This is a genomic window from Bernardetia aquimarina (assembly GCF_042180575.1).
Classification (GTDB): domain Bacteria; phylum Bacteroidota; class Bacteroidia; order Cytophagales; family Bernardetiaceae; genus Bernardetia.
Genome location: NZ_CP170094.1, coordinates 766,407 through 793,045, shown reverse-complemented (window position 1 = coordinate 793,045; position 26,639 = coordinate 766,407). Strand labels below are relative to the sequence as shown.

General features: G+C 30.1%; 22 protein-coding genes. 11 read left to right on the top strand and 11 right to left on the bottom strand.

All coding sequences use genetic code 11. From position 1 onward, the window contains the following. The first annotated feature begins 96 nt into the window (after positions 1-96). The 4 genes from ACE193_RS03245 to dnaA all read left to right on the top strand — a co-directional run bounded on the left by ACE193_RS03245 (position 97) and on the right by dnaA (position 6,160). Positions 97-2,388 (top strand): restriction endonuclease, encoded by a 2,292-nt coding sequence (locus ACE193_RS03245; protein WP_375561580.1) that lies wholly within the window; start codon positions 97-99, stop codon positions 2,386-2,388. A 149-nt stretch (positions 2,389-2,537) separates the two neighbouring features. Beyond that, on the top strand, positions 2,538-2,642 hold the full coding sequence (locus tag ACE193_RS03240; protein WP_375563339.1) for a transposase: 105 nt from the start codon (positions 2,538-2,540) through the stop codon (positions 2,640-2,642). Between the two features lie 98 nt (positions 2,643-2,740). After that, entirely contained in the window at positions 2,741-3,061 is a 321-nt protein-coding gene (locus ACE193_RS03235; RefSeq protein WP_375563338.1) for a restriction endonuclease subunit S, read from the top strand. Positions 3,062-4,228: 1,167 nt separating this feature from the next. After that, a complete protein-coding gene (gene dnaA / locus ACE193_RS03230) occupies positions 4,229-6,160 on the top strand; it encodes a chromosomal replication initiator protein DnaA (RefSeq protein WP_375561579.1) in 1,932 nt (643 codons plus the stop codon). A gap of 115 nt (positions 6,161-6,275) precedes the next feature. Here the strand turns inward: dnaA and ACE193_RS03225 are convergent, their stop codons facing one another. The 7 genes from ACE193_RS03225 to ACE193_RS03195 all read right to left on the bottom strand — a co-directional run bounded on the left by ACE193_RS03225 (position 6,276) and on the right by ACE193_RS03195 (position 15,993). Continuing rightward, positions 6,276-6,827, bottom strand: coding sequence for a Crp/Fnr family transcriptional regulator (locus ACE193_RS03225; RefSeq protein ID WP_375561578.1), 552 nt, complete (start codon positions 6,825-6,827; stop codon positions 6,276-6,278). Between the two features lie 331 nt (positions 6,828-7,158). Next, complete coding sequence (locus ACE193_RS03220) at positions 7,159-7,635, bottom strand: metallophosphoesterase (RefSeq protein WP_375563337.1); 477 nt, start codon at positions 7,633-7,635, stop codon at positions 7,159-7,161. Between the two features lie 148 nt (positions 7,636-7,783). Beyond that, positions 7,784-8,653 carry a transketolase gene (locus ACE193_RS03215; RefSeq protein ID WP_375561577.1) on the bottom strand — a complete coding sequence of 290 codons (870 nt, stop codon included), beginning with the start codon at positions 8,651-8,653 and terminating at the stop codon, positions 7,784-7,786. A gap of 387 nt (positions 8,654-9,040) precedes the next feature. Continuing rightward, on the bottom strand, positions 9,041-10,948 hold the full coding sequence (locus ACE193_RS03210) for a T9SS type A sorting domain-containing protein (RefSeq protein ID WP_375561576.1): 1,908 nt from the start codon (positions 10,946-10,948) through the stop codon (positions 9,041-9,043). A 492-nt stretch (positions 10,949-11,440) separates the two neighbouring features. After that, entirely contained in the window at positions 11,441-12,523 is a 1,083-nt protein-coding gene (locus tag ACE193_RS03205; RefSeq protein ID WP_375558860.1) for a transposase, read from the bottom strand. A gap of 200 nt (positions 12,524-12,723) precedes the next feature. Then, on the bottom strand, positions 12,724-14,646 hold the full coding sequence (locus ACE193_RS03200; protein ID WP_375561575.1) for a T9SS type A sorting domain-containing protein: 1,923 nt from the start codon (positions 14,644-14,646) through the stop codon (positions 12,724-12,726). A gap of 579 nt (positions 14,647-15,225) precedes the next feature. Further along, the gene (locus ACE193_RS03195) at positions 15,226-15,993 is read right to left on the bottom strand and encodes a lipocalin family protein (protein WP_375561574.1); all 768 of its coding nucleotides are present in this window, start codon (positions 15,991-15,993) and stop codon (positions 15,226-15,228) included. Positions 15,994-16,268: 275 nt separating this feature from the next. Here ACE193_RS03195 and ACE193_RS03190 point away from each other — a divergent pair, with 275 nt between their 5' ends. Continuing rightward, a complete protein-coding gene (locus tag ACE193_RS03190; RefSeq protein ID WP_375561573.1) occupies positions 16,269-16,808 on the top strand; it encodes a hypothetical protein in 540 nt (179 codons plus the stop codon). Between the two features lie 8 nt (positions 16,809-16,816). On the opposite strand, the gene ACE193_RS03185 is transcribed toward ACE193_RS03190, so the two are convergent. After that, complete coding sequence (locus tag ACE193_RS03185; RefSeq protein ID WP_375561572.1) at positions 16,817-17,659, bottom strand: hypothetical protein; 843 nt, start codon at positions 17,657-17,659, stop codon at positions 16,817-16,819. Positions 17,660-17,984: 325 nt separating this feature from the next. Here ACE193_RS03185 and ACE193_RS03180 point away from each other — a divergent pair, with 325 nt between their 5' ends. Beyond that, on the top strand, positions 17,985-18,869 hold the full coding sequence (locus ACE193_RS03180) for a class I SAM-dependent methyltransferase (protein ID WP_375561571.1): 885 nt from the start codon (positions 17,985-17,987) through the stop codon (positions 18,867-18,869). 53 nt (positions 18,870-18,922) lie between these two features. Here the strand turns inward: ACE193_RS03180 and ACE193_RS03175 are convergent, their stop codons facing one another. Both ACE193_RS03175 and ACE193_RS03170 read right to left on the bottom strand, forming a co-directional pair. Beyond that, on the bottom strand, positions 18,923-19,756 hold the full coding sequence (locus ACE193_RS03175; RefSeq protein ID WP_375561570.1) for a TIGR02452 family protein: 834 nt from the start codon (positions 19,754-19,756) through the stop codon (positions 18,923-18,925). Positions 19,757-19,842: 86 nt separating this feature from the next. Beyond that, complete coding sequence (locus ACE193_RS03170; protein ID WP_375561569.1) at positions 19,843-20,310, bottom strand: hypothetical protein; 468 nt, start codon at positions 20,308-20,310, stop codon at positions 19,843-19,845. A 279-nt stretch (positions 20,311-20,589) separates the two neighbouring features. On the opposite strand from ACE193_RS03170, the gene ACE193_RS03165 reads away from it, so the two are divergent. Next, positions 20,590-22,755 carry a M3 family metallopeptidase gene (locus tag ACE193_RS03165; RefSeq protein ID WP_375561568.1) on the top strand — a complete coding sequence of 722 codons (2,166 nt, stop codon included), beginning with the start codon at positions 20,590-20,592 and terminating at the stop codon, positions 22,753-22,755. A gap of 66 nt (positions 22,756-22,821) precedes the next feature. On the opposite strand, the gene ACE193_RS03160 is transcribed toward ACE193_RS03165, so the two are convergent. After that, a complete protein-coding gene (locus ACE193_RS03160; protein ID WP_375561567.1) occupies positions 22,822-23,715 on the bottom strand; it encodes a leucine-rich repeat domain-containing protein in 894 nt (297 codons plus the stop codon). Between the two features lie 189 nt (positions 23,716-23,904). On the opposite strand from ACE193_RS03160, the gene ACE193_RS03155 reads away from it, so the two are divergent. The 4 genes from ACE193_RS03155 to ACE193_RS03140 all read left to right on the top strand — a co-directional run bounded on the left by ACE193_RS03155 (position 23,905) and on the right by ACE193_RS03140 (position 26,459). Next, positions 23,905-24,744: a hypothetical protein gene (locus tag ACE193_RS03155; protein WP_375561566.1), complete on the top strand. Its 840-nt coding sequence runs from the start codon at positions 23,905-23,907 to the stop codon at positions 24,742-24,744. A gap of 77 nt (positions 24,745-24,821) precedes the next feature. Then, positions 24,822-25,313, top strand: a complete 492-nt coding sequence (locus ACE193_RS03150) for a hypothetical protein (RefSeq protein WP_375561565.1) — start codon at positions 24,822-24,824, stop codon at positions 25,311-25,313. 106 nt (positions 25,314-25,419) lie between these two features. Beyond that, positions 25,420-25,854: a hypothetical protein gene (locus ACE193_RS03145; protein WP_375558687.1), complete on the top strand. Its 435-nt coding sequence runs from the start codon at positions 25,420-25,422 to the stop codon at positions 25,852-25,854. A gap of 20 nt (positions 25,855-25,874) precedes the next feature. Next, positions 25,875-26,459, top strand: coding sequence for an IS630 family transposase (locus ACE193_RS03140; protein WP_375558686.1), 585 nt, complete (start codon positions 25,875-25,877; stop codon positions 26,457-26,459). Positions 26,460-26,639 lie beyond the last annotated feature (180 nt).

Sequence of the window (26,639 nt, the reverse complement as noted above, 5' to 3'; positions counted from 1 at the left end):
GAAATTAATGAATTAAATAAATGGCTATTTTTTTTGATTGAACTTACTAATATATTTATTATTTTGCCTATTTATAAATTTAATTATTGAATAATAATGAATAACTACGACTTCTCAACTCTTAATGATAAAGAATTTGAATCTCTTGTAAAAGATTTATTAAATGCTGAGTTTAAACTTGAATTACAAGATTTCAAAAAGGGAAAAGATAAGGGAATAGATTTGAGATATTCAACTTCTGAAAATGATAATTCATTAGTAGTACAAGTTAAACAGTATATAAAATCAAAATATTCTAATCTAAAGTCTGATATAAAAAAAGAACTTCCTAAAGTAAAAGAATTAAATCCAAATAGATATATAGTAGTAACATCTTTAGAGTTAGCTGCTTATGAAAAAGATGAATTGAAAAAGGAATTGCATCCATTCGTTTTGAGTTCACAAGATATAATTGCAAGAAATGAATTGAATGATTATTTATCCAAAAATGAAGAAATAGAAAAAAAATATTTCAAGCTATGGTTTTCAAGTATCAATGTATTTAATTCTATTCTAAATAATGCTGTTGAAGGAAGAACAAGGTATTTGCTAGAAAAAATAAGAAGAAAATTGCCATTTTACGTTCCTACTAAAAAAACAGATGACGCAAATAAGATACTAGAAAAAGAAAAGCTATTGCTTATAACAGGTCAGCCAGGAATTGGAAAAACTACCTTAGCAGAAATTTTATTGCTTGATAAAGCTGAAAAAGGATATAAAATATATCAGATTGAAAATGTAAGAGATGCAGAAGATGTTTTTTCTCCAAATCTTAAAGAAAAACAGCTATTTTATTTTGATGATTTTTTAGGTTCAAATTATTTAGAAATAGTAAACGCTGATAAAACTGAAACTCAACTAACTAATTTTATTGATAGAATTAGAAATTCAGAAAATAAGTATTTAATACTGACAACCCGTACAGTAATTCTCAACTATGCGAATGAAAAGTATGAAAAAATAAGTCGTGAATCTTTAAAAAGAGATAAGTTTGAAATAGAATTAACAGATTACAATAATTATCAAAAAGCTCTTATATTATACAATCATTTATATTTTAATCAAATTAGTAATGATTTATACGAAATTATTATTCAAGAAAGATTTTATTGGAATATTATAAAACATAAAAATTATACTCCTCGCCTTATAGAATTTTTAGTAGAGAAAAGAGAAATAGAAAACTTAAAACCCATTGAATATAAAGAGCTAATAATAAATAATTTAGAATACCCTGAAAAAATTTGGGAGTCTTCATTTAGAAATCAAATATCTGATTTAGATAGGTTTTTATTATTTACCTTATTTAGTTTTGAAACAGAACCTAAAATAGAAGTATTGAGAGAAGCATATGAAAATAGATTAAATTTCGAAAGAAAAGACCATAATCTATCTGTAAGTTCTAATGCTTTTGAGAAATCAATTAGAATTTTGCAAAATGGATTTATAGTATTAAAAATTTATGATAGAGATTCAAATAAACAATATTTTGATTTTATCAATCCATCATTAACAGACTTTTTGATTCCATATATTGAGAAATCCTACTCAACAAAAAAAGATATAATTTCTAGTGTACTTTATATAGAGCAATTCAGAAGGTTTAATCCTAGAGAAAAAGTGTTCACACTTGATAGTGACCTTCAAAATATCATTTTTGATAAGATAGCTAGTAATATTTGGACAGCACATACTGATGGTCTGTATTATAAAGACTATAAAGTTTATATAGAACAATTAGATATACTGTATAATTATTGTGAAAGCTGTGACATTGATTCTCAGTTTTTGACTATACTAAAGAATATCAATTTTTTAAATGTAAATGAAAAAATGATAGTGATTCTGTTTAATGCACAAGAGTTAGAGAATAGCTTTATTTATTTAAAAGAGAATTTTATGGAATATATAGGAATATTGATAGAGAGGGTAGATAGTATAGAAAATGCTGATAAAATAATAGAATTATTCGAAATTTATGGATATGATTATAAAGAATATTCAGATTATGCAGGGTCAGACTATATTCGTGAGATGATTGGAAATATATTATATAATGAAGAAGAAAAAATAAAAGACGAGCATGAAACTACTATTTTAGACTTTGATGATATATATTGGGAATATGAAAAGTTAGATGATTTATTAAAGAAACTACAAAGTCAATTCTTAGAATATGAAAAATTATCTCTTCACAGGGATTATAAAATGTATTTAGATGAGAATTATTGGGAAGAAATAATTGAACGAAATAAAGAAAAAGCAGCAAAGGAAGAATTGGCAGCAGAAGATAAATATGAGTATTATCAAGAAAGTAATGATTTTGAGATTGATAATTTATTTAATTAAAAAACTCCGAACTAAAACCACAAAAAAAACTGTTTGCCTAAAAAAATAGAACAAACAGAAATACAAAAATCAAGAGGTATAAGTATTGCAAAAGATACCGTTGAGGTAATCACAAATGAAAGTAGAGACATCAAAAATTCAAAAAATTACTGAAAATTTGGCAACAAAGGGGATTACATATTTTTTATCTACCACCTTATTCTCCACACTTAAATATTATTGAAAGACTTTGGAAAGAAATAAAAGAAGGCTAGATAAAACCATCTGATTATACAACTGCTGATGATTTATTTTATGTGTAAATAGAATATGTGAAGCCTATAGGAAAAGAGCTAAAAATGAACTTTTCTGAATACTCTTTTTAGGTATATTTAATTATGCTCAATTACTTATTACCAACAAGAATTCCTATAATCGTTTGTTTGTTATTAAAAATTCTACAGGTTCAAGTCCCTCAATGAAAAATATCAATTGCTTTACAATGATGATTAGTTTAGTTCCCCTTCCTCCCCTTTCTGAACAAAAAGCAATAGTAGAAAAAGTAGAGCAGTTAATGAATTTTTGTAGTGAATTAGAGAAGGAAATAGAAAAAAGTGAGCAGTATGCCGATAATCTAATTATTCTCTCTCAAAATAATTCAATCTCTTGTTTTTTTACAGTTTTATCTTGGTAAATTACTCTCAAAAAGTCGTTTTTATTTACTGTAAAAAATGGGAGAAATTGTTTAAAATTTCTTCATTTTTTTTCTAAAAAAAAATCATTCTTAACAATGTAAAATTCAAAATTTATCTTGCAGAAACGCTAATTATTTTTTAATGACTACGAAACTCAGAGTTAGAAGTAATCTAAACTTAAAAACAAAATTTTTTTCGCCTTACGTAACATTTTGGTAAAGATTAAGTAATACCGAAATCTACACGAACCCATTCAGAGTATCATAAACGGCGATTATGCGTTTAAAATAGTGGTATTACTATTAAAAAGGTAGCGTATTCTTAGATGAAAAACCGATTTTTTTTCTCAGTTTTTTTTCTCAATTTTGTTATCACAATCCACATACACGGAAAGATAATTACTAGCCTCTCTGTCTTTTTAGGAAAATCAATAAGCATGACAAATTTTATTGACTTTCAAAAAATAAGTTTACAAAAGAGGGTAGTTTTTGCACCCCCAGTTTTTGGTAAAATTAAATTTTTAATAAAAAATGGGTAAAGGAATTTTTGTCTTTATATAAAAAATATAGAGTAGTGGACAGGGTTATAAAATCTTCGGTGGGAACACTGACAATGGCTAGAATTTTAGATTTATTTTTTGCCATTGTTAATAAGGAACGTGAATTAAATAAATTTACATTTTAAAACAGGGAATAAAATAAACAAATAATGTGTGTGTTTTTCTTGAAAATGGGCTATTTTGATTTTTCAAAAGCTTTTTATTCAATCAACTTTAACTAATTGAATGCACAACTTTTGAAATTCTAAAAGTGTAAATTTATTTTTTTATCATTCCTAATTAAATACTACCGAAAATAAACCTTGTAGTTGTTGGTGTTCCCATCCGATGACAAACTATTACTCTAAAAAAATTTAAATTATAGATTTTATAATAGTAGAGCTACAGATTAGATTTTGTGGTTAGTTATCAAATCAAAGACAACCAATAAACTAAACAGGAATTAGAAAAACGAATACAGTAAAATAAAGACAACTAAAAGAATAAATTAGTACTCAAAAATAAAAGGCATTAATAGTAGTAAAATCTTTAATTAGATTGCCTTTTTTGATTTTATGAGTAAAAGAAATTTGGATAGTGTGTGGAAATTTAGTTTTTTAAATTAATTATGGTATCACTTTCTCAACAAAATACGGCTATCTCATTGAACCCACACTCAACAAATAGTGGTGGTTATAAGGATTGTCAGACAGTTTGGCAGCAGTGTTTGGAGGTAATTAAGTCTGAAATTCCAGAACAGAGTTTCAAAACTTGGTTTATGCCTGTCCGACCATTGCGCTTGCGCCAAAATATTTTGACGATTCAAGTACCGAGCCTCTATTTTTACGAATTTTTAGAAGAACATTATGTTCTTGTACTCAGAAAAGCGATTATCGAACAGTTGGGAACACATGGAAAATTAGAATATTCTCTTCTTCCTGAAAAAAAACAATCCCCTTTGTTTGATAATTCGTTTGACGAAAGTATAGAATCCACAAATCAGAATCAGCAAGGTCAAAAAATACAAAAAAATAATTTTAATTCTTCTTCTCATGTTCATGAGACTCATGAAGGAGATAATTCTGACACTACTTCTATTCAAACAAGTTTGTTTCAGAATCAAAATTCAACTCAACAAAATAATAATCAAAAGGATACAGATTCAGACAATCCGATAGTATTAAATGGCAATTCGAATTATGAAACGGCTACTTCTAGAAGTCAATTAACTAATAATAATTCAAATTCGACTCAGCAATCAACTAGACAGGAGTATAAACAAGAATACAGACCCGAATATAGAAAAAATAATGAGCTAGAAAACCAAGTAGGAAACCAACAATCAACTAGACCAGAAAACAGAACCAGTCATACTGCAAACCAGTTTAAACCACAGGTTCAGAAGTCGTCTAATTTTCAACCTTCTACTTCACAATCTTCTCAACAATTCTATCATCAAAATCAGCAGCGAACACAAGATGTTCAGCAACAGTCTAATTTTCGTCCTGTCAAGACAACACAAGCATTGCCTCACAATCTCAATCCGAGATATACCTTCGATACTTTTGTAGAAGGTGAGTGTAATAGTGTTGCTTTTGCAGCAGGTAGAGCGATTGCCAAAAATCCAGGAAGAACGAGTTTTCACCCTTTGGTTTTATATGGTGGTGTAGGTTTGGGCAAAACGCACTTGGCACATGCGATTGGCAACAAAATCTTAGAACATCATCCAGAAAAAAGAGTAGTTTATGTATCAGCCGACCAATTTGCAAATGATTTTGTAGCTTCTGTACGTGAAAACGAAATTACGCAGTTTACCGAACAGTATTATCATTTGGATGTCTTAATCGTTGATGATATTCAGTTTTTGTGTGATAAGGTAAAGACTCAAGAGAGTTTTTTCCATATCTTCAATCACTTGCATAGCGCAGGCAAACAGATGATAATGACTAGCGATTGTGCACCTGCTCAGATGAGAGGTTTGCAAGAGCGATTACTTTCTCGTTTCAAATGGGGAGCAATCCTAGATTTGAAAGTTCCTGATATAGAAACTAGAAAGGCAATTATTTATACAAAATTACAAGGATACGAAACGCAAGTTTCTTTAGATGTCATTGATTTTCTAGCAAAAAGTGTAACGACAAATGTTAGAGAATTAGAAGGTGTAATTACCTCACTTTTGGCTAAATCATCTTTAGCTGATATGAGTATTACGTTAGACCTTGCTCGTCAAGCACTTGGTGCAGTAGTGGCTCATCAAAACGAAACACACGAACTTTCTATTGATGCGATTGAAGAAATTGTAGCTGCTTTCTTTCAAGTTACTTTAGAACAACTTAAAGGAAAGACTAGAAAAAAAGAAATTGCAGTAGCTCGTCAGTTTGCCATGTATCTAACAAAAGAATATACTGATTTGCCCTTAAAAGCAATCGGTTGGCATTTTGGAAAAAGAGACCACAGTACAGTTATTCACGCTTGTAAAGTTGTTCCTATCAAAATGGAGCAAGAAGAATCTTACAAAAAGACGTTTGATGAGATTATTAAGCGAATAGAACAGCTTTAAATTTGAATTTAGTCGCTCGTGAGGACACAAGCAACGGTAGAAATTTAATTTTATTCATTTATAAAAAAAAGCCAATAAGTTCCTTTTAGTTCTTATTGGCTTTTTTAGTTGTTTGTTATTCTATTATGTCTTTGTTATTTCTGTTTTCTCCTTTAAAATAAGAATGACTCAATTCGAAAATACCAAAAGAATCTCTGTAAGCATTAAATATATTTTGAATATATTCTTGTTGATTTTGCGACATCATTTCATATATTTTTGATTTTATGCGTGGATATTCTTCAAAAATTTCTAATATATTAGCAAGTGGTAAAATATAAAGTTCGGTTACGGCATCACAACAAATGGCATTGTATAATCTATTAGTGCCATTTACTAGACAATTTTCTCCAAAAAACTCTCCCTTTGTTACCTTTCCTAACTCTTCAAAACGCTCTCCAACATCCAAATCTAGTCGTATTTGACCAGATTTTACCATATAAAGAGCTTGACTAGGATCATTTCTAAAAAATACAACTTCATCTTTTGAATAATTTCTTAAATAAAGATTAGGAAGAAAAACCATTAATTCTTCGTCAGTAAGACATGAAAAAATCAACATTTTTCTAAGAAAATCCATCAATTTTTTATCTTGAGAAGAGTATTTACGAGCAAATGGATTCCACATACAAATAAAGATTAGAAGTTTGAATTTAGATTTCAGAAGTGAAATACAATTATAGAAGTTGTTTAAGAATAGATTTTAAAAGCTAAGTTTGTTAGATGGTCTGTCCTTTGGAGCTGACCTATTTTATCCAAAAATATCCAGTAGTATGCTTTCTAACATCAAAATTAAGTAAAAATATGAAGTTAATTTTCAATATTTTCTTGAATAAAAATTTGACTTGAAGTCAAATCCAGACATAGCAAATTTCCCAAAAACCATTTTTTATTGTAAACACAACCATTATCTAAGCAAATTGAAGGGAGCTTTAAATTAATATCTTGTAAAATATACTCTAAAAAAGTGGGATTATGTCCGATGATAATCGTTTTATCATAAAAAAAATTATTTTTTCCTCATTAGTAATTGCAAAACCTCTCTTCCAAAGCATTGTTTCAAAATCTAAAAATGGATTATTAATTTCTACATTAAAACCAGCATGAACTAGAAAGTAATTATCTAATTCATAGAAATAAGATAAATTAGAAACGAATTTATAATGCAATTCTGAATAATTATTTGTCTTATCTAAATATTCATTTGTACTTATTCCTTCATAATCCTCAATGAGCATTTGTTCATGATTTCCACGTAAAGGAAAAATTTGATAACCATTTTTTTCTTGATTTTCTTGAAGTTTTATGATTAAATCTACTACTCCTTTGCTATTTTTTCCTTTATTGATATAATCTCCCAACAAAAAAAGTTGGTCATTTTTAGTTAATTTAATCTGTTTTAATAGGGCTTCAAAAGTAAATAAGCAGCCATGAATATTAGGAATAACAAGCTGTCTTCCATTTGGATTTTTAGAAACAAACTTTGAAAATTTTGCAAGTGTGAGTATTTCAAATCAGAAAAATACAAAATTCCCTAAAACTCACAGAGTTTTAGGAAGTTTTATATTTTTCTGATAACTGATTTTAGTAGTCGCTGTAAGTAGATTCATTTTGTGCTAAAGCAAGTTCTAATTGCTCGTCATTTGGAGCTACACCGTGCCATTTGTGAGTTCCCATCATATAATCCACACCATGTCCCATTTCTGTTTTCATCAAAATCATTGTTGGTTTGTCGTTTCCTGTAAGGTCTTTTGCTTGTCTTAATATTGGAATCAAAACATCAAAATTATTTCCGTTCTGACAAGTAATTACATTCCAACCAAATGCTTTGTATTTTTCTTCTAAGCCTTTAAGGTCTCCAAGGTTCATTACATCTTTTACATCTCCGTCGATTTGTCTTCCGTTTGCATCAATGATAGCAATAAGATTATCTACTTTTTGATGCGCTGCAAAGATAGCAGCTTCCCAAACTTGTCCCTCTTGCTGTTCGCCATCTCCCATCAGAACAAAAACAGTTTTATTGTCTTTATTCATTTTCTTAGAAAGAGCTGCGCCAATCGCCACAGAAAGCCCTTGTCCTAAAGAACCAGAAGCGATACGAATACCTTCTAACCCTTCTTCTGTTGCTGGATGTCCTTGCAAACGAGAATTTATTTTGCGAAAAGTAGTCAAATCATTAATATTAAAATAACCACTACGAGCCAAAACGCTATACCAAACTGGCGAAATATGACCATTTGACAAGAAAAATAAATCTTCATTAGGCGCATTCATATCAAAAGATGGATTGTGTTCCATAATCTCAAAATAAAGAGCTACCAAAAGTTCGGCACATCCCAAAGAACCTCCTGGGTGTCCAGAATTTACTTGATGCACCATTCTAACAATATCTCTACGGACTTGCGAAGTCATATTTTCTAAAAATTCTTTATCGTTTTTTTTGTATGAAGTCATTTTGAAGTGTTTTTAAAAAAGATTGAGTAAAAGTCGTCGGTGGGGACACCGACAACGGCAAAAATAAGTTTTTGTATTTTATGACACTTAATATTTTACAAAAGTACAAAAGACTGGCTATTCAAACTAGATTTATAGTGCATTATCGTAAAAAATATATAATTTACAATTTTCAAAATAGTAGGTTAAAGGCTTGCCTTTGACAGGAAGATAGTATTTTTTTTCAAATTAAATATAAAACAAAAATACAGTCAAAGGCAAGCCGTTTGACCTACGAATACAATTCAAAACAAAAAAATCAGAAAGCCTTTCGACTTTCTGATTTTTCATTTTAATAAAACAACTCAACATTATTTCAAACTTACTTTGAAACTTTGTTTTTTAGATTTATTTTGAATAAACCATTGTTTGAGTTACACGCTCACTTCCGTTACGGATTTCAGCGATATAAAGACCATTTTTCACTTTATTTTGATTTACATTCCAAGTATATTGGTGTGTTCCGATTCCATAAGAAGACAAATCAGCAGTTTCAACTACACGACCTACTGCATCATAGATAGTAAGAACGGCAGGAGAAGAATTTTTCAATTCGAAACTGATTGTAGTTTGAGTACTGAATGGATTTGGGAAAGAAGGCATCAATTTGATAGATTCTACACTATTTTCATTAATGTCATTTTTTGTATCAACATTTCCTAAAGTATGTAAAACACCATCTACAACTGCAATACTTGTAACTAAAGACTTGCTAAAGTTTCCGTTTTCAGCTTGAATAGTAATGCTATAAATACCTTCGTCTAATTTGTCATTTACAGTAGCTGTAAACTGACCGTTGTTTTGCTTAAATTCTAATACAACTGCTTTTTGTGATTTTACGTCGTTTGAAGTAAGTGTCATTACACCTGTTACTTTAGCACCTTGTGTATTGATTCCTAATTCGTTGATAAGAGAAATATTCAAGTTGATTGTTTCTCCCACATTATAAACATATTTTTTGTCATTCAAATCACTTGTCATACGAAGAGTAACTCCTTCATTTGCAGTAACTAAAGCAACAAATGGAGCTTGAGATTCAATAGAGTATGTTCCTACTTGTGGATTCTGAATAGAAAGTGTAGTAGCAAAACCACCTAACATATCATTTGCTTTTTCAGAAACACGTAGAGCTTTAGGACTTACTTTTTCTCCGTTTGGAGCAATAATTACAAACTCTTCGTTTGCTTCTAAGTGATGAATATCTAACATTGTTTCTGTTACTCCTTTTTCTACCATAAAATTACGGCTAGTTTTTTCAGAGCTAAGAACTTGTACTCTACTTTCAATAACTGCATTTGGATTAGTAAATTCGCCATCTACTGGTTTAGCACCTACTTTAGAAAGGTTATAAGGTAAATTATTTTTTACTGTATTCCACATATAGCTTCCTTCGTGTACTTCACTATGGTCAAGGTTTGTGGTAGAGTTTCCATATCCACTATGTAATGTTGTAGAATTAGGACGTTTTGAACTTTTGTAAGTAACAACACCATCATTTCCACCTGACCACATTCCACCACCATTCCAGTTTAAGTATTGTCCTGGAATCCAAAGAATTCCACCATACCCCCAAGCACCTACTGTACGGAAGTTAGTTGTATTGTTTGAATTATTGTCTGTTTGAGAACGGAAGTAACTTGCATAACCTGTTTGAAGACAGTTAGTAGCATCATTTACTTGACCAAAAACACCTGATAACCAAGAAACCCAACCACTTTGAGCTAAATCAGCTAGAGGAGTTCCATGGTGAGGAGAACTAAGTGTGATTACACGTTCTACTTTGTTTTTTCCTCCATAGTGTACTAAAGCTGCATCTGTATCCAAACCACCTTTACTGTGTGCTACAACAACTACTTTATTTACACCAAAACGATTTGTAATTGTTCCAAGCATTCCACTAAAAAGCTGACCATTTACCCACATGTCTTTGTCTGGGTTTACAGAAACAAATGCTGTGCGATAACCGTCTGCATACGCTTTATTATACATATCGTTTCCATCCCACCATGTACTAGCACGAGAAGAATAACCGTGAATAAAAACGATTACAGGAGAACCTGCTCTAAGATTTGAAGGAGTAGCTCCGTAATAAATGTTACCTGCATCACTTTCGCCACTTCCTAAAATATCACCAGCAACGCTAGTCATTTGAGTAGGAGCTACAAGATTTGTTTCTTGAATTTGTTGAGCAACTGCTCCAAAGCTAAAAAGCAAGAAAACGAAAAATGCGATGATTGATTGAAAAATTCTTTTCATAATGAGGGAATATTAATTGTTTGTGTGTATAACTTAAATAACTTGTCTCAATCTAATTTTTACCTATTTAGTAAACTAAATTACATCAAAGGTTAATTAATTGAATTAATGAGTATGTATTTTTTTTTAAAATTTTTATCTTATGACTGCTAGTCATAATGTGAGCCTTTATATAGTATGCGTGCATAACTATAACACAAAGTAAACACATAACTTTCTGATTTGCAAGTTATTACCAAAATAATTTTCAATATTTTTTAATAGTAAAGCTATTAATTTTCTCAAAAAAATACAATTCACTTCCTTTACTAATTTACTCAACATCGTACCACCGTTCACAAAAAAACACATTAAAACATACAGAGAGTAGTTTTTTGCTAAAATAGTATTTTTTAGTTAATTTGATTAACTAAGCTAATATTCTTCAAAAAATACAATAAATAAAATAGATTTTTTTTCAGTTTTGCAGAAAAACCAAATAAAAAAGGTTCTTTATGAATTCGGTTGCAAATACACTTTATCACTAAAAATAAATCGTATCATTTTCTTGAAATTATGAGTGTATCTAAATCCTCTAGCTACTCTTTTAATTACCTGTATAGTTGAATTAATTCCCTCTAAAATACCATTTGTTAGTTTAGAAGAAAAGTAATTTATAATACCTTCAAAATGACGATATATTGTCTTTGTGAATGGATTTTTGGGTTTTATTTCTTCTGCAAAATCAGCCATAAACAGTAATTGTGCTTTGGCTTCTTCTATTGATTTGTTCTCGTAAAAACTTTCAAGTTTTTCCATACTAAGTACTAGACTATCATAAATTGGTGTTTTCTTTAACTTTTCTAAGTGTTTGTATAATAACTTAATTACATGCCATTTATCAAAAGTAAGAGCTGCATTTGGAAAATATTCATTGGCTGCACTAATGAAAGCAGGAGACATATCAATAGAAATCTCCTTTACTGTATTAGGATTAGGATGGTGTAGAGCTAATTGCTCAAAAGTAGCCCCTGATTTCCCATCTTCTATTGCAATTATTTTTGAAGTTTCCATATCTATAAAAGAAGTGATATAATCATGTCCTTTTTTAGTAGAAGTTTCATCTGCTCCTATTTTTCTAACTGCTCCTAGAGGTGGATTTTCATTTAAGTCTTGCGTATAATAGTGATAAATGTGTTCCACTCGCTGTGTATAAATACCTAGTTGTTTAGCTACTTTTTGAAAACAATGATATATTTTTAGTAAATCCATTACTTTTTGCTCATAAAGTAGAGTAAAACGAGAAAACTCTCTAGAAAAATCTACTTTAAGTTGAGAAGTTTCTTTAGTAATTTTGTTTTGATAAATAGGTAGTTTACAATGAATAAAACAGCGATATTCAAAAATATTTAAATGCTCCCACTCTCTATCTTTATAGCTATGAATACGCCAGTCTTCAAAAGCAGAAGGACGGTAAGTAGAACAAACTTCAACATAAACATGAACCTTTTTGGCTAATTCATCTTTATCAATTTGACGAATATGAAAAGGAGCGACAATATGTAATAATTCATCAAAAACAATTACACTATCCATAAAAATGATATTTGTAATAAAGAGAAAATAAATGCTAATTTAAACATTTGCAACTAAAATCATAAAGAACCATAAAAAAAGGCTTTTTTCTGTGTTTGCAATAGAAAAAAAATCAGAAAGCCTTTCGACTTTCTGATTTTCATTTTAATAAAACAACTCAACATTATTTCAAACTTACTTTGAAACTTTGTTTTTTAGATTTATTTTGAATAAACCATTGTTTGAGTTACACGCTCACTTCCGTTACGGATTTCAGCGATATAAAGACCATTTTTCACTTTGTTCTGATTTACATTCCAAGTATATTGGTGTGTTCCAATTCCATAAGAAGCCAAATCAACTGTTTCAACTACACGACCTACTGCATCATAGATAGTAAGAACAGCAGGAGAAGAACTTTTCAATTCAAAACTAATGGTAGTATGAGCATTGAAAGGATTTGGAAAAGAAGGCATTAACTTAATAGACTCTATGCTATTCTCATCAATTTTAGTAGGAATTATTGTTTCTGCTTTTACATCATACAATACACCATCTACAACTGCAATACTTGTAACTAAAGATTTGCTAAAGTTTCCATTTTCAGCTTGTATAGCAATGTTATAGATTCCTGCTTCCAATTTATCATTTACAGTAGCTGTAAACTGACCATTGTTTTGCTTAAATTCTAATACAACTGCATTTTGTGATTTTACATCATTTGAAGTAAGTGTCATTGCACCTGTTACTTTTGCGCCTTTTGTATTGATTCCTAGTTCATTTATAAGAGAAATATTCAAATTAATTGTTTCTCCAACATTATAAACCTGTTTTTTATCGTTCAAATCACTTGTCATACGAAGAGTAACTCCTTCATTTGCAGTAACCAATGCCACAAAAGCAGATTTAGATTCAATAGAGTATGTTCCTACTTGTGGATTCTGAATAGAAAGTGTAGTAGCAAAGCCACCTATCAAATCACCTGCTTCTTCAGAAGCACGCAAAACTTTAGGACTTACTTTCTCTCCATTTGGTGCAATGATTACAAACTCTTCATTTGCATTTAAAGAATGGATATCTAACATCGTTTCAGTTACGCCTTTTTCTACCATAAAATTACGGCTTGTTTTTTCAGAGCTAATTACTTGTACTCTACTTTCAATAACTGCATTTGGGTTTGTAAAATCATTTTCTACTGGTTTGGCAGCTTCTTTAGAAAGGTTATAAGGTAAATTACTTTTTATAGTACTCCACATTTTACTTCCTTGTTGTATTTCAAGGTGATTTACGTTTGTTGTCCAGTTTCCAAATCCACCAAGTAAGTGCATCGCATTAGGACGTTTTGAACTTTTGTAAGTAACAACACCGTCATTTCCACCTGCAAATGGACCACCACCATTCCAGTCAAGATATGCACCTGGAACTGAAAGAAGCACACCATATCCCCAAGCACCTACTGTACGAAATTTAGCTTTAGAATAATTTGGGTGATTAGCTGTTTGTGTACGGAAACCACTTGCATAACCTGTTTGAAGACAAAAAGTAGCATCATTTACTTGACCAAAAACACTAGATAACCAAGATACCCAGCCACTTTGAGCCAAGTCTGCTAGAGGAGTTCCGTAGTGAGGAGTACTAAGTGTAATTACACGTTCTACTTTTGTATGTGCGCCATAGTGTACCACAGCAGCATCTGTGTCTAAACCACCTTTACTATGTGCTACTACTACTACTTTATTTACACCAAGATGATTTGTAATTGTGCCAAGCATGTTACTAAAAAGCTGACCATTTACCCACATATTTTTGTCTGGGTGTACTGAAACGAATGCTGTACGATAGCCGTCATTAAATGCTTTTGTGTACATATCATTTAAAATCCACCAAGAACTAGCACGAGAAAAATAACCATGAATAAAAACGATTACAGGAGAACCTGCTCTAAGGTTTGATGGAGTAGCTCCATAATAAATATTACCTGCATCGCTTATTCCACTTCCCAAAAGACTTCCAGAAATGCTAGTTATTTGTGAAGGAGGAACAAGATTATTTTCTTGAATCTGCTGAGCTACTGCTCCAAAGCTAAAAAGTAAGAAAATACAAAAGGCTAGTGTGGTTTGAAAAATTCTGTTTAATCTGTTCATAATAAAGGGATATTAATTGTTTGTGTGAAAAATTGTAATTCATCTTGTAAACCCAACTTAATGACTTATTTTATTGATAAATTACATCAAATGTTAATTAACTTGAGTTAATGAGTATGTATTTTTTTACAATTCTCATCTTATGACTGCTAGTCATACTGTGAGTTTTAATATAGTATGCGTGCATACCTATAACACAAAGTAAACATATAACTTTCTGATTTGCAAGTTATTACAAAAACAATTTTTAGTCTTTTTTAATAGTAAAACTATTATTTTTCTCAAAAAAATACAATTTACTTCCTTTACTAATTTACTCAACATCGTACCACCGTTCATAAAAAACACGACAAAACATACAGAGAATAGTTTTATTACAAATATCCACTTTTTTAGTTAATTATATTAATCATTATCAAAATTCTTAAAAAAATACAATAAATAAAAATCTATTTTTTTTCATTTTTACAAAAAAAAACAAATAAAAAAAGGCTTTTTTCTATTTTTGCAATAGAAAAAAGCCTTAATTTTGACATGTGCATAATTATTACACTACAAAAATTAGTTCTTCTTTAAAGATTATTGAACAAGAATTAGTTTATAGATTATCTCTGAATCTCCTTCACTTCTGCCCAATGTCATTTCTGTTTCTGTTAATTCTATAATGCTTGCATTATTAGGAAAGACATTAATTCTAGAAAACTCAATATATCTTTCATTAAAGATAAATTTCCATCTTCCATTCGAATTTGCTTCTCCATTTGTTAGTGTTCCTTTATCAAAGACACAATTAAATGTATATGTTCCATCAGTCTGATTTTCTCTAAAAAATTGAAGTGTATTATCTTCCTCATAATCATTAATTAATTCAGGACCATCATTTAATTTTATAGATGTAAATCTCCACGTTTTTGATACTTGTCCTGCTAGTAAATCTAATGGTGGAATCGGACGTACTTCAAAATTTAATACTTGAATAATAGTAGATTCTCCTCCTTCATTGGCTACTCTCAAACTCACATCATATCTACCAGGAGCATCAAATGGATGAGAAAGCGAAATTAGAGTAGAATCTTCGTTAATAATAATTTCTTGTGGGTTGGTTACTATTGTTCCATTTATTTTCCATTCCAATTCTTCAATATATCCACCTGTTTTAGTAGCTTGTAGCACCACCGATTCATCAGTATAAAATATTCTATCTGCTGACGGAGCATTTTGCCATGTTACAACAGGACGATCAGGAAGTTCTTTTGGCGTTGGATCATCTTTTTTATCTCCACAAGAAGACAAAACAAAACTAAATAAGATAAAAGCTAGAAAATAAAATACAAAACGATTTGACATATTTGAAATGATTAGAATAGATAAATTGATTTTATAAAATTGGTATAACTAAAAATAATACGTTAGTTTTGAACCTTTTAAAAAAATAAATAGAGGTTAGTAATTAGACTGTTTTTTGAGCTAAACTGCTGCATTAATCTTTAAAATGATTTAATTAGAAATTATTTTTGGCAAAAATCGTCATTTTTTTTCTATTTTGCTTTATAATTTTGGTTTTTAATCTCTTTACTACTATTTATATAAATTTTCTAGTCAGAATACATTAGTCATATTAAATGAATACATTCGAACATATTTTAAAGAATTGTAGCACAAAAGAAAAATTAGCTTACCTTCAATTAGTTATTTTTATTGCTTTTAGTGACCACCACTTATCCGATGATGAAGTTGCTTTCTTAGAAAAAATAACAGAAATAGCAGAGCTTTCAGAAGAGGAACAACAAATACTCGCTTCTTATTCTCGCCAACCAACAAGTATAGATATACAACTTTGTGCCCAAAATATAGCTAGAAGTCCATTACGAGAAATTTTATTGATTGATTTGATGGTAATTGCTCGTTCGGATGATGAAGTAGCCACCGAAGAACGAAGTGCCATTACTCAAATAGCTGTTCTTTTAGGTGTACCTTTAGATGAGGTCATTCGCTTGACCAATTCTGTAAATAAATTTAGTAATTCAGAAAATGATGCTCCTCAAGAATGGTTAAGTCAAAGCATGATTACTATCTTATATAAAAACATAACACCAACATCATCAAAAAAATTGAGTATGGTCGGAAAAATAAAGAAGTTTTTAGGAATTTTGAAGGGATAGTTTTTTTGTCAGTATTCAATATTAAATTCTTCTATCATTTTCAAATAAGCATTTTTCATAAATTCTATATTTTCTTTTGAATTCCAATGGTTTACATTGGGATGAAACTGTTCGATAATCAAACGAGAATTACTATCAAAATAGGTGTTCTGCTTGCTACTGATATTAAAAACAGGTTTAATATAATAAGCACTAGTATTAATTTTTTTTTTATACTTTATACCATCCCATATAGCAGTTCCTATAATTTTTTCTTTGGAAAAGTTCTTAGGAATAATAAATAACTCTGAATTCCACAAACCGTCTAAATTATTCCGATTTATTGTAAAATAAAGATTTTTAGTAGTGTCAATACAAACCAATATTCCAATATCATAAGGGGCTTTTAAAACAACAGGAGCAAGCGAATCTGTAGAAAAATTATATATTTCTTTATGATTACAAGGATAACCAATTTCATAATAGATAGCTATTTCTTGTATATTATCATTATTCAAATCTAATAATTCAATATTTTTCCAATAGGAATATAGCTCTTTTTCATCTTTGTCTATGATAGTAAATTGTTTATCATTCTGTTTTTTTGAAGCGTAATATCTGTAATATTTCATATTCATGTTTTCTGAAAAAACTACAAAGACAAAAACCTTATCTTTATGTTTTCGCTGCACAAACTCATAACTATACATAGATTTCTTATTTTTACTATAAATTGTATCTTTTATAATCGTATAAAAAGGAACATTCTCATGTTTTTTAGAAATTACATGAAAAAGTGAATCTGTATTTTGCCCAAAAACAAAACCTATTTTTAGCAAAAATAAAAGGGTAAGAACAATATATTTTGTCATTATTTTTTGTTTATAATATGATATAGTTAAGCTGTTGAAATAAAAATGAACGTATTTAGTACGACTGCTTTTTCATCAAAAAACTGATTTCTTACCAATAGAAAAAAATAGACAGAATTATACCCTTCTAAAGTAGTAAAGCTATTCGATAGCTTGGCAAAGACAATTAGAAAATTACAAACTGAATATTCAGCGTAGCTAATTATGATTAGAATACAAAAATAGCTGTATTATAGTTTAATTTTTAAGAAATTTATTGCTAAATTGAGCTATCAAAATATAGAAAACGAACTTATTTTATTCTATCCTTATAAAAAATTTGAAAATGAACGAAAGAGATAAAGAATACGAAGAATACAAAAAAGAGCAAGAAAAAGAACCAAGCGACTACCTAGAAGCCAATAAAAAAATGTGGAACTCACTTACTGAAGCTCACCGAGATTCTAATTTTTATAATGTTGCACAGTTCAAAAAAGATAGAAATTCATTGAATGCCATTGAAATAAATGAAGTAGGCAACGTAAAAGGAAAATCACTGTTGCATCTTCAATGTCATTTTGGAATGGATACGCTTTCGTGGGCAAATATGGGTGCAGAGGTTACAGGAATGGATATGTCTGATGCCTCAATAGAATTAGCAGGTGAACTTTCTAGAGAAATAGAAACACCTGCAAATTTTGTAGTTTCTGATGTCTATTCGCTTAGAGATAATTTAGAAGGCGAATTTGACATTGTTTTTACTTCGTATGGTGCGATTGGTTGGCTTCCCGATTTGAATAAATGGGCTGAAATAGTAGCAAGTTATATCAAAGAAGGTGGTTTTTTTTATATGGTAGAATTTCACCCTGTGATTTATATGTATGAATGGGGAAATAACTTTGCGCTTCAATATTCTTACTTCAATGAGTCTTCAATTATAGAAGAAGTCGAACAATCTTATACAGGCGATAGACACAAACAAAAACAAGTTTCTTATTCTTGGAATCATTCTATTAGCGAAATCATTAATTCGCTGCTTGCACAAGGATTGCAATTAGAATTTTTTAATGAATATGAATATAGTGTTTACAACTGTTTTCCAAATTTGAAAGAAATAGAAAAAGGAAAATTCCGTTTCAAACCTCCTTATGATAAACTTCCTCATACCTTTTCATTGAAAGTAAGAAAACCATTTTCTAAGAAAAAAATCAGTGGAAGAATTGATGTGTAAGACATCAATTAAAGAACTGGTTCAAGCGTCGACACTTGAACCAGTTTTTTAATTCAATTTTCTGGAAAATACTTCAAAAAAGGATTAATAATTTTTTCATCATTTGTTTTGATAGCAAAGACGACTTCTTCAAAACAGTTTTCAAATTTTGTAGTCAGAAGTTCGTAAAAAATCTTGGCAATATCAGCAGGTTCGTTTTGAAAAACTCCACATCCCCACGCTCCCAACACTAAATTTTTGTAACCATTACGATGTGCAATAGCCAATACTTTTTCAGTTCGCTGATACATAACAGGAATAATTTGGTCTATTCGTTTTCGCTCTTGCCTTTTGACCACTCCTGCATTTACGGCAGCCGAAGTAAGAATACTTACTTTTTGTGGTTTGTCTAAATATTCTCCTTCATCATTTTTGAAAATCGGAACATTAGGCGAATAAATCATTGTATCGGTATAAAGCATGCTTTTTCTACTGCGATGAAACTGATAATATTCTTCAAAAAACTCAAAACAACACGCACTAAGTCCTGTTACTCGTGCGATAGATTCCTCTTGTGCTTGCGCTCCAGTCAGAAAACCACCTCCAATATTTTTGGCAGAGGCGAAATTCAGACAAAAAACAGGTTCATTATTCGCCTTCAACAGATTATCAATTACGACCATAACTGATTCATTCTGTGTATAAAACTTTCTTTTTATACTTTTCAGAGGTTCATAATGAGCTTCTAGCATAAAATTATCTTTTGCTTCAAAAAGCTCTGAGTTTTTCTGTGCTTGTTCTTGAATTTTTGATATATCTACTTTTTCGCCTTTCTGATTGATATAAAAACCATTTTTGATGACCTCAACGGTATCTTTTGCAATACTTATACGTCTTGATTTTTGCATTTCTATTTGTTTGAGTTGTTACAGTTGTTAGTTGTTTTTTAGGCAAACAGTTTTCTATATGGTTTTAGTTCGGTTTTATGAGTATTCTATTTTTCAAAATTGTATTTCAGTAATTCATATCTGTCTATAAAATCTTGTCCACTATCATATTCTGTTGGATTTATATAGGAAATCACACCTATTTGAGAATCTAAAAATTGTTTTAATTTCAAATAATACTTCCTTTCTGTTTCCAATGTTCCATCTAAAGTTAGACTAACAACCATCATATTATCAGTTGTGATATTTACTCCTACCATAATTTTATCTAAATTATTTGGTTCTTTCGTCCAATAAAACCTTTGACTTAGATTTGGAGTATTTATAAAATAATCAATCATTTCCTCTTCTGATTCAAAAATATAATTTTCATCATCAATTTTAGAATAAGACAAAAGGTCTAATTTTTCATAAGTAGGCAAAAATTGATTCAAAAGTTTATAAATGACTTTTTTTGATTTTTGCTTTACCAAAACTTGACAAATAATATCTTTTATGACTTTTTTGTTTTGCATTTAATTTTAGAAATTGTTTGAAGAGTAGAAAAACTGTATTTTGTATGCCACATCACAACTATATTAATTGGTGTAATCTAAACAAAAATATAGTTTGACAGAATACATAACAAATATGGCGAAAATTAAGAATCAAAAATCTTTAATTATCGTATTCCACATTCACAAAAAAACCTAATAAATCCCCTTTCATTAGCCTGCCAAGAAAGTTTTATAAAAAGTATAGCTAAATTTAAAGTTGTAAAGAAAATTCAACTTTTAATAAACCTATACCCAAACATGATAAAACAGACAATAAAACAAAGTCTATTTTTACTACTCACTTTATTTGCATTTACAGCCTGTAAGCAAGAAGTAAAAAAAGAAACCACAGAAACACAGACAGAAAACACAACAGAAAATTTATTATTACAAGAATGGACAGGTGATTATGGTGGAGTTCCTGCTTTTGATAAAATGAGGCTAGAAGATATCAAACCTGCCATGCTCAAAGGAATGGAAATGAATTTGGCTGATATTGAAAAAATAGCCAACAATCCAGAGCCTGCTACCTTCGAAAACACCATTGAAGAAATGGAACGTGCTGGAAAAGAACTAGACAGAGCTTTCAATTATTACGGAATTTGGAGTAGTAATATGTCTTCGCCTGAATTTAGAGCGATTGATGAAGAATTATCTCCTAAATTTTCTGAGTTTCAGTCTAAAATTACTCAAAACGAAAAACTTTTTCAGCGTATCAAAACTGTTTATGATAACTCACAAACTACACCTTTAGAGGCTGATAAACAACGTGTTTTAGAACTGACCTATAAAAGTTTTGAAATGAATGGTGCAGAACTTAGTCCAGAGAAAAAAGAAAGATACGCAGCTATTAATAAAGAACTTTCAACACTTTACACTAAATTTTCAAATAATGTTCTGCACGATGAAGAAGGTTATATTACTTATTTGGATTCTTCTCAATTAGGAGGCTTGTCAGAAGGTTTTGTTAAGTCTGCTGCCAAAATAGCTACTGATAACGGAAAAAAAGGAATGTATGCCATCACAAATACTCGTTCTTCGATGGATCCGTTCTTGACATATTCGACAGAAAGAGATTTGCGTGAAAAAGTTTGGAAAAATTATTATTCAAGAGGAGATAATGCAGATGAATACGACAACAACAAAATCATTGCAGAAATCTTGAAATTACGTAGAGAGCGTGTTGAGCTTTTAGGGTATAAAAATTATGCAGAATGGCGTTTGCAGGACAGAATGGCAAAAACACCAGAAAATGCAATGAATTTGATGGAAACAGTTTGGAAGGCTTCTATTGCTAGAGTGGATGAAGAAGTCAAAGACATGCAAGCCATAGCAAACAAAAATGGAGATAATATCAAAATTGAACCTTGGGATTATCGTTATTATGCCGAAAAGGTAAGACAAGCAAAATATGATTTGGATTCGGAAGAAGTAAAACAATACTTGCAACTTGACAAACTTACCGAAGCGATGCACTATGTAGCAGGTCGTTTGTTTAATTTTAAATTTACACCAGTTCCAGAGGGTTCTGTTCCTGTTTTTCATGAAGATGTAAAGGTTTGGGAAGTAACCGACAAAGACACAGGCGAGAATATCGGACTTTGGTATCTTGACCCGTATGCTAGACAAGGAAAGCGTTCGGGAGCGTGGGCGACAAGTTACAGAAGTCATACAACTTTTGATGGAAAGAAAAATGTTTTAGCTTCCAACAACTCAAATTTTGTAAAACCTGCACCGAATCAACCTCTTTTAGTTTCTTGGGATGATGCAAATACATTTTTTCATGAGTTTGGACACGCACTTCACGCTCTTTCTTCAAATGTAAAATATCCAACTTTGAATGGTGGTGTGAGAGATTATACCGAGTTTCAGTCGCAGCTTTTGGAGCGTTGGTTATCTACTGACGAGGTAATCAATAATTATTTGGTGCATAATAAAACAGGCGAACCAATGCCAAAAGAGTTAGTAGAAAAAATCAAAAAAGCAGGAACGTTTAATCAAGGTTTTGCTACAACAGAATATTTAGCTTCTGCCATAATGGATATGAAATTTCACTTAGCAGACCCAGCAACTATCGACGTAGATAAATTTGAACGTGAAACATTGGAAGAGTTAGGAATGCCACAACAGCTTGTCATGCGCCACAGAACGCCACATTTTGGACACGTTTTTTCAGGAGAAGGCTATGCGACAGCGTATTACGGTTATATGTGGGCTGATGTTTTGACAGCTGATGCAGCCGAAGCCTTTGCAGAAGCTCCAGACGGTTTTTATGACAAAGAAATGGCTGATAAATTGGTAAAACATTTATTTGCGCCAAGAAATGCCATAGACCCAGCCGAAGCCTACAAATTATTTAGAGGACGTGAAGCAAATATGGAAGCTCTGATGCGTGATAGAGGTTTTCCTGTTCCGAAGAAGTAATTTTTTAGAATAGATAAATTTATTGAAACCACCTTTGAAAATATTTTTGTTTTTGGAGGTGGTTTTTTACTGGAAGTTATGTAATACCCAAACTTTTAATTGTTCTGGAAACTCATATCCTCCTCCATCATGTATAAATCGTTTTTTTAGTCTAGATACCTCTGCATTTTGTTTGTTTAGATTTCTTACTTCATCGAAAAACGTATAATATTCTGTTTCATTTATTAAATAAATTAACTGATTGCGTTTTTCTATATACTCTAAATATTCTATTACAGAATCTAATACATTTTCTCGTTTATCGAATAGTTCTGTTGGAATATTTTTTACTGGATTTTTATCTAAAAATAACTCTTCTAATCTAGGTAGTTCATTCAGAAAATCTAATGATATACTTGATATTTCATTACTACATATGTTAAGTCTTTGTAAGTGTTTTAGTCCTTTCAAAGCAGAAATATCTTTTATTTTGTTACATTCTACATTCAAATATGTTAGAATTTTTAAATTTTTCAAGAATGAAATATCTTCAATTTTATTCTCAAATAAACTAAGCGATTGTACTGTAGTCAAATGTTCAATGAAAGAATATTCTAAAATATTATTTCTACTCAAAAAAAGTCCTTGTAGTCTTTTCATTTTGCTAATTGGAGTATAGTCTTGAACAAGATTGTTACTCAAGTCAAGATGTTTCAAATTAGAATATTGTGTAAGAAAAGAAATATCTGAAATCTGATTATTTGCTAAATACAAACGTTCTATAAAATTCAAATTTGATAAAAAATCTGTATTTGTAATTATATTATCTTGTAATTTAATGTGATATAAATGCTTCACTTTTGCTAACTCTTTTAGCACCTCTTCATTACCAGTAAGTTTACATCTTGATAAATCTATAGATGAACTCTTAGTTTTTAAGTTTTCTTCAATACACTTTTCTATTTCTTTTATGTTAGACATTGTAATTATTTTCTTTAAATAGTTTAACAAAAGTAAATATAGCTATTTTTTACTTTTTGTGATAAAATGAAGCAAATTGTTTATTTGAAACCACCTTTGAAAACTCTTTTTTTGTTTTTAGAGGTGGTTTTTTACTAAAAATGAAATTTTAGCAGTAAATTGATGTTTTCTAAAACTCCAAAACAGACTATGAAAAGATTTATTCAATTACTTGTTCGCTTCATTTTTTATAGAACTTATCGTAATATTGAAAAGACGATTACTTCAATGATTGATAATTCAGAAGGAATACTAGAAGATATTAAAGTAGATGAAACAGTAAAGTTTAAGAGAAAATGGGAATCACAACTTTTTAATATTTATGATAATCCACAAGAATGTCCTGTTTCAATAAAAGAAAAATTAGATAAATATACTTTAGGACAGAACTGGGAACTAGCTTGGGTAAAAGCTACCTTTGAACTGATTGGACTGTCTCAAATAGAAAATCATGTTGATAAACTTAAAAGTATAATTGAGGAGTGTCATATCTGGTATTCTATAGAAGCAATGAAAGTATTAGTAAAGTATCCAGATTTTTTTGACGAGGTAGAGAATATTGAATTTATTGAAAAGGCTTTTGAAAAGAAAGGGAAGTTTGGTCCGTATGGACACATTTACATGAAATATCTTTCAGCTCTAAGAGATAAACCTCTAGTCATCTCATTACTTTCTAGATTAATTACTCGCAGTATAGTGAAAGATAACGATTGGGCTTATTTAAGAAGTTTCTATCTTATCAAAGATTTATACGAACAAGAAAACCCACTTATTGAAAAATACTGTTATTATTTTTTTGATATAGCTATTTCTGAGCAAAGAATTAAAGAAGGAAAATATTCTAGAAGGTTTAAATTTACTAAACCACTTAAAGCTCATTCTCTCAAAATGTATTTAGAAATAAAACCAAATGATGTTTTTGCCCTTGATGTTTTAGAAAAATGGAAAGCAAGAGAAACAGATGAGGAAATTTTGAAAATTTTGAATTGATTTAATTCTGAACCTTTCCCACCAAAAAAGCAGTTTCCTAACTACAATCATTTTCTATCAAAAAAAGCAAACTATCAATGAGTTGGAAAATTGTAGAACGAAAAATCGGAAAAGCAGGAAACCTCAAACAAAGACAAAAAAGACAGAGAGAATGGGATAAAAAATATGGCGATAATTGGCTTATCGGTTATGTAATTGATGGCGAATTTATTTCACAGGAAGATGCGTTAGAAAGTATCTATTATAAAAGTTATGAATTGCATTTTGAAAATAACCCTGCTGATTTGGAGGAATTGATACAAACTGCCAAATTTTTAGAAAATCCACATGCAAAAGCTACTGGAGGAGTAGATTTACAAGTTCCTGCCATTATGAGTTATTTGGATAGAAATGATTTGAAACTGCTCGGAAATGAAGTCGTTGATATTGGAACGTATGGAGAACCTTCGCACAAAATAAGTGTTCGTTTGAGTCCACTTACCATAAAAGTAGTTTTGAATCCTAAAATGATGTTAGAGAAATTTTGGCAAGAAAAAAAATGCTTGGCTATTTGGGAAGAGGAAGTATAAAACTAAATTTAAACACCCTTTTTTAAAAAAATCTAATAAGTAGTTATATGCTACAATTTTGTTAGATTTGATTTTTTATTTCAAAAAACACAATTTTATATTTCTGATGCGTTTTATAGCTCCCCTAAGTATTTTTCAAGAACAGGAACTTCGTCGTTATTTATCTAGTAGTGATGTAAAACTCTTACCAAGAGAACGTAAACGATTTAGTTCAATTTGTTTGAGTTCCAAACATAAGTTTACTATTAAGGAGCTTTCAGCACAATTTGATGTGAGTGAAAATAGTATAAAAAGTTGGTTTGATAGGTACGAATCAATGGGCTGTTTGGGGCTTTTAGATAAAAACATGGCTCATTCTCAAAGTAGTTTAGCTACTGAAAATGCAGAAATTATTTTAGAAGCTGTAAAACAAACACCTCAAAATTTAAAAAGAACCGTTGTTTTATTGAAAAAAGAACATCAAATTGAAACTAATCCTTCTATTCTAAAACGTTTTCTTAAAAAAAAAAGTGGAGTTGGAGACGAATACAAAAATCGCTAAAATCTCAACGAGATGAGTGGATGCACGACTTTTTTAAGAAAGAGCTTGACTGGTGGTTAAAAGAAGAAGAAAAGGGAGAGGTAGAAGTGTGGTTTAGTGATGAGAGTAGTTTTCATCTAAATCCTAATAGTATGTATGGTTGGCAAGAAAAGACTTTGGAGACGCTTAAAAAAGTATTTTTACCTGCCAACCGTGCTAGAGGAGCAAATATCTTAGGATTTATGCGAACTAATAATGAAAGCGAATTTTATGAATTCTATCAATCTATGGATGCAGATACGTTTATTGCTTGTGTAAATAATTTTATTGAAAAACGAGCAAAAGGGCAGAAAATACTCTTGATTTTAGATAGAGCGACCTCTCACAGCAATCATAAAGTAGATAAAGCAATAAAAAAGTGGAAAGAAAAAAATGTATTTATTCAATTCCTTCCTTCTTATTGTTCAGACTTAAATTATATTGAAATGTTGTGGAAACATATTAAGCATTATTGGTTAGATATAGCAGCTTGGACAAATGTGAAAACGCTCCAAAAGGCTGTTTTAGATATATTAGCTCAGTTTGGAAAAGAAAAAGAATATACTATAAATTTTGCACCCTCTTAATTAAAATAGCATTATTAATAAGAGAAAATCAAAAATAACAAAATTGTTATGAGCAACTACTTAATAAAAACATTCATTCAACAGACTTTCTAATAAACTAGAAAGTCTGTTTTTTTTGTACAAAAAGAATGTATTTTTATCTATATTTACAAAAATAGAAAATTGAGATTATTCATAACT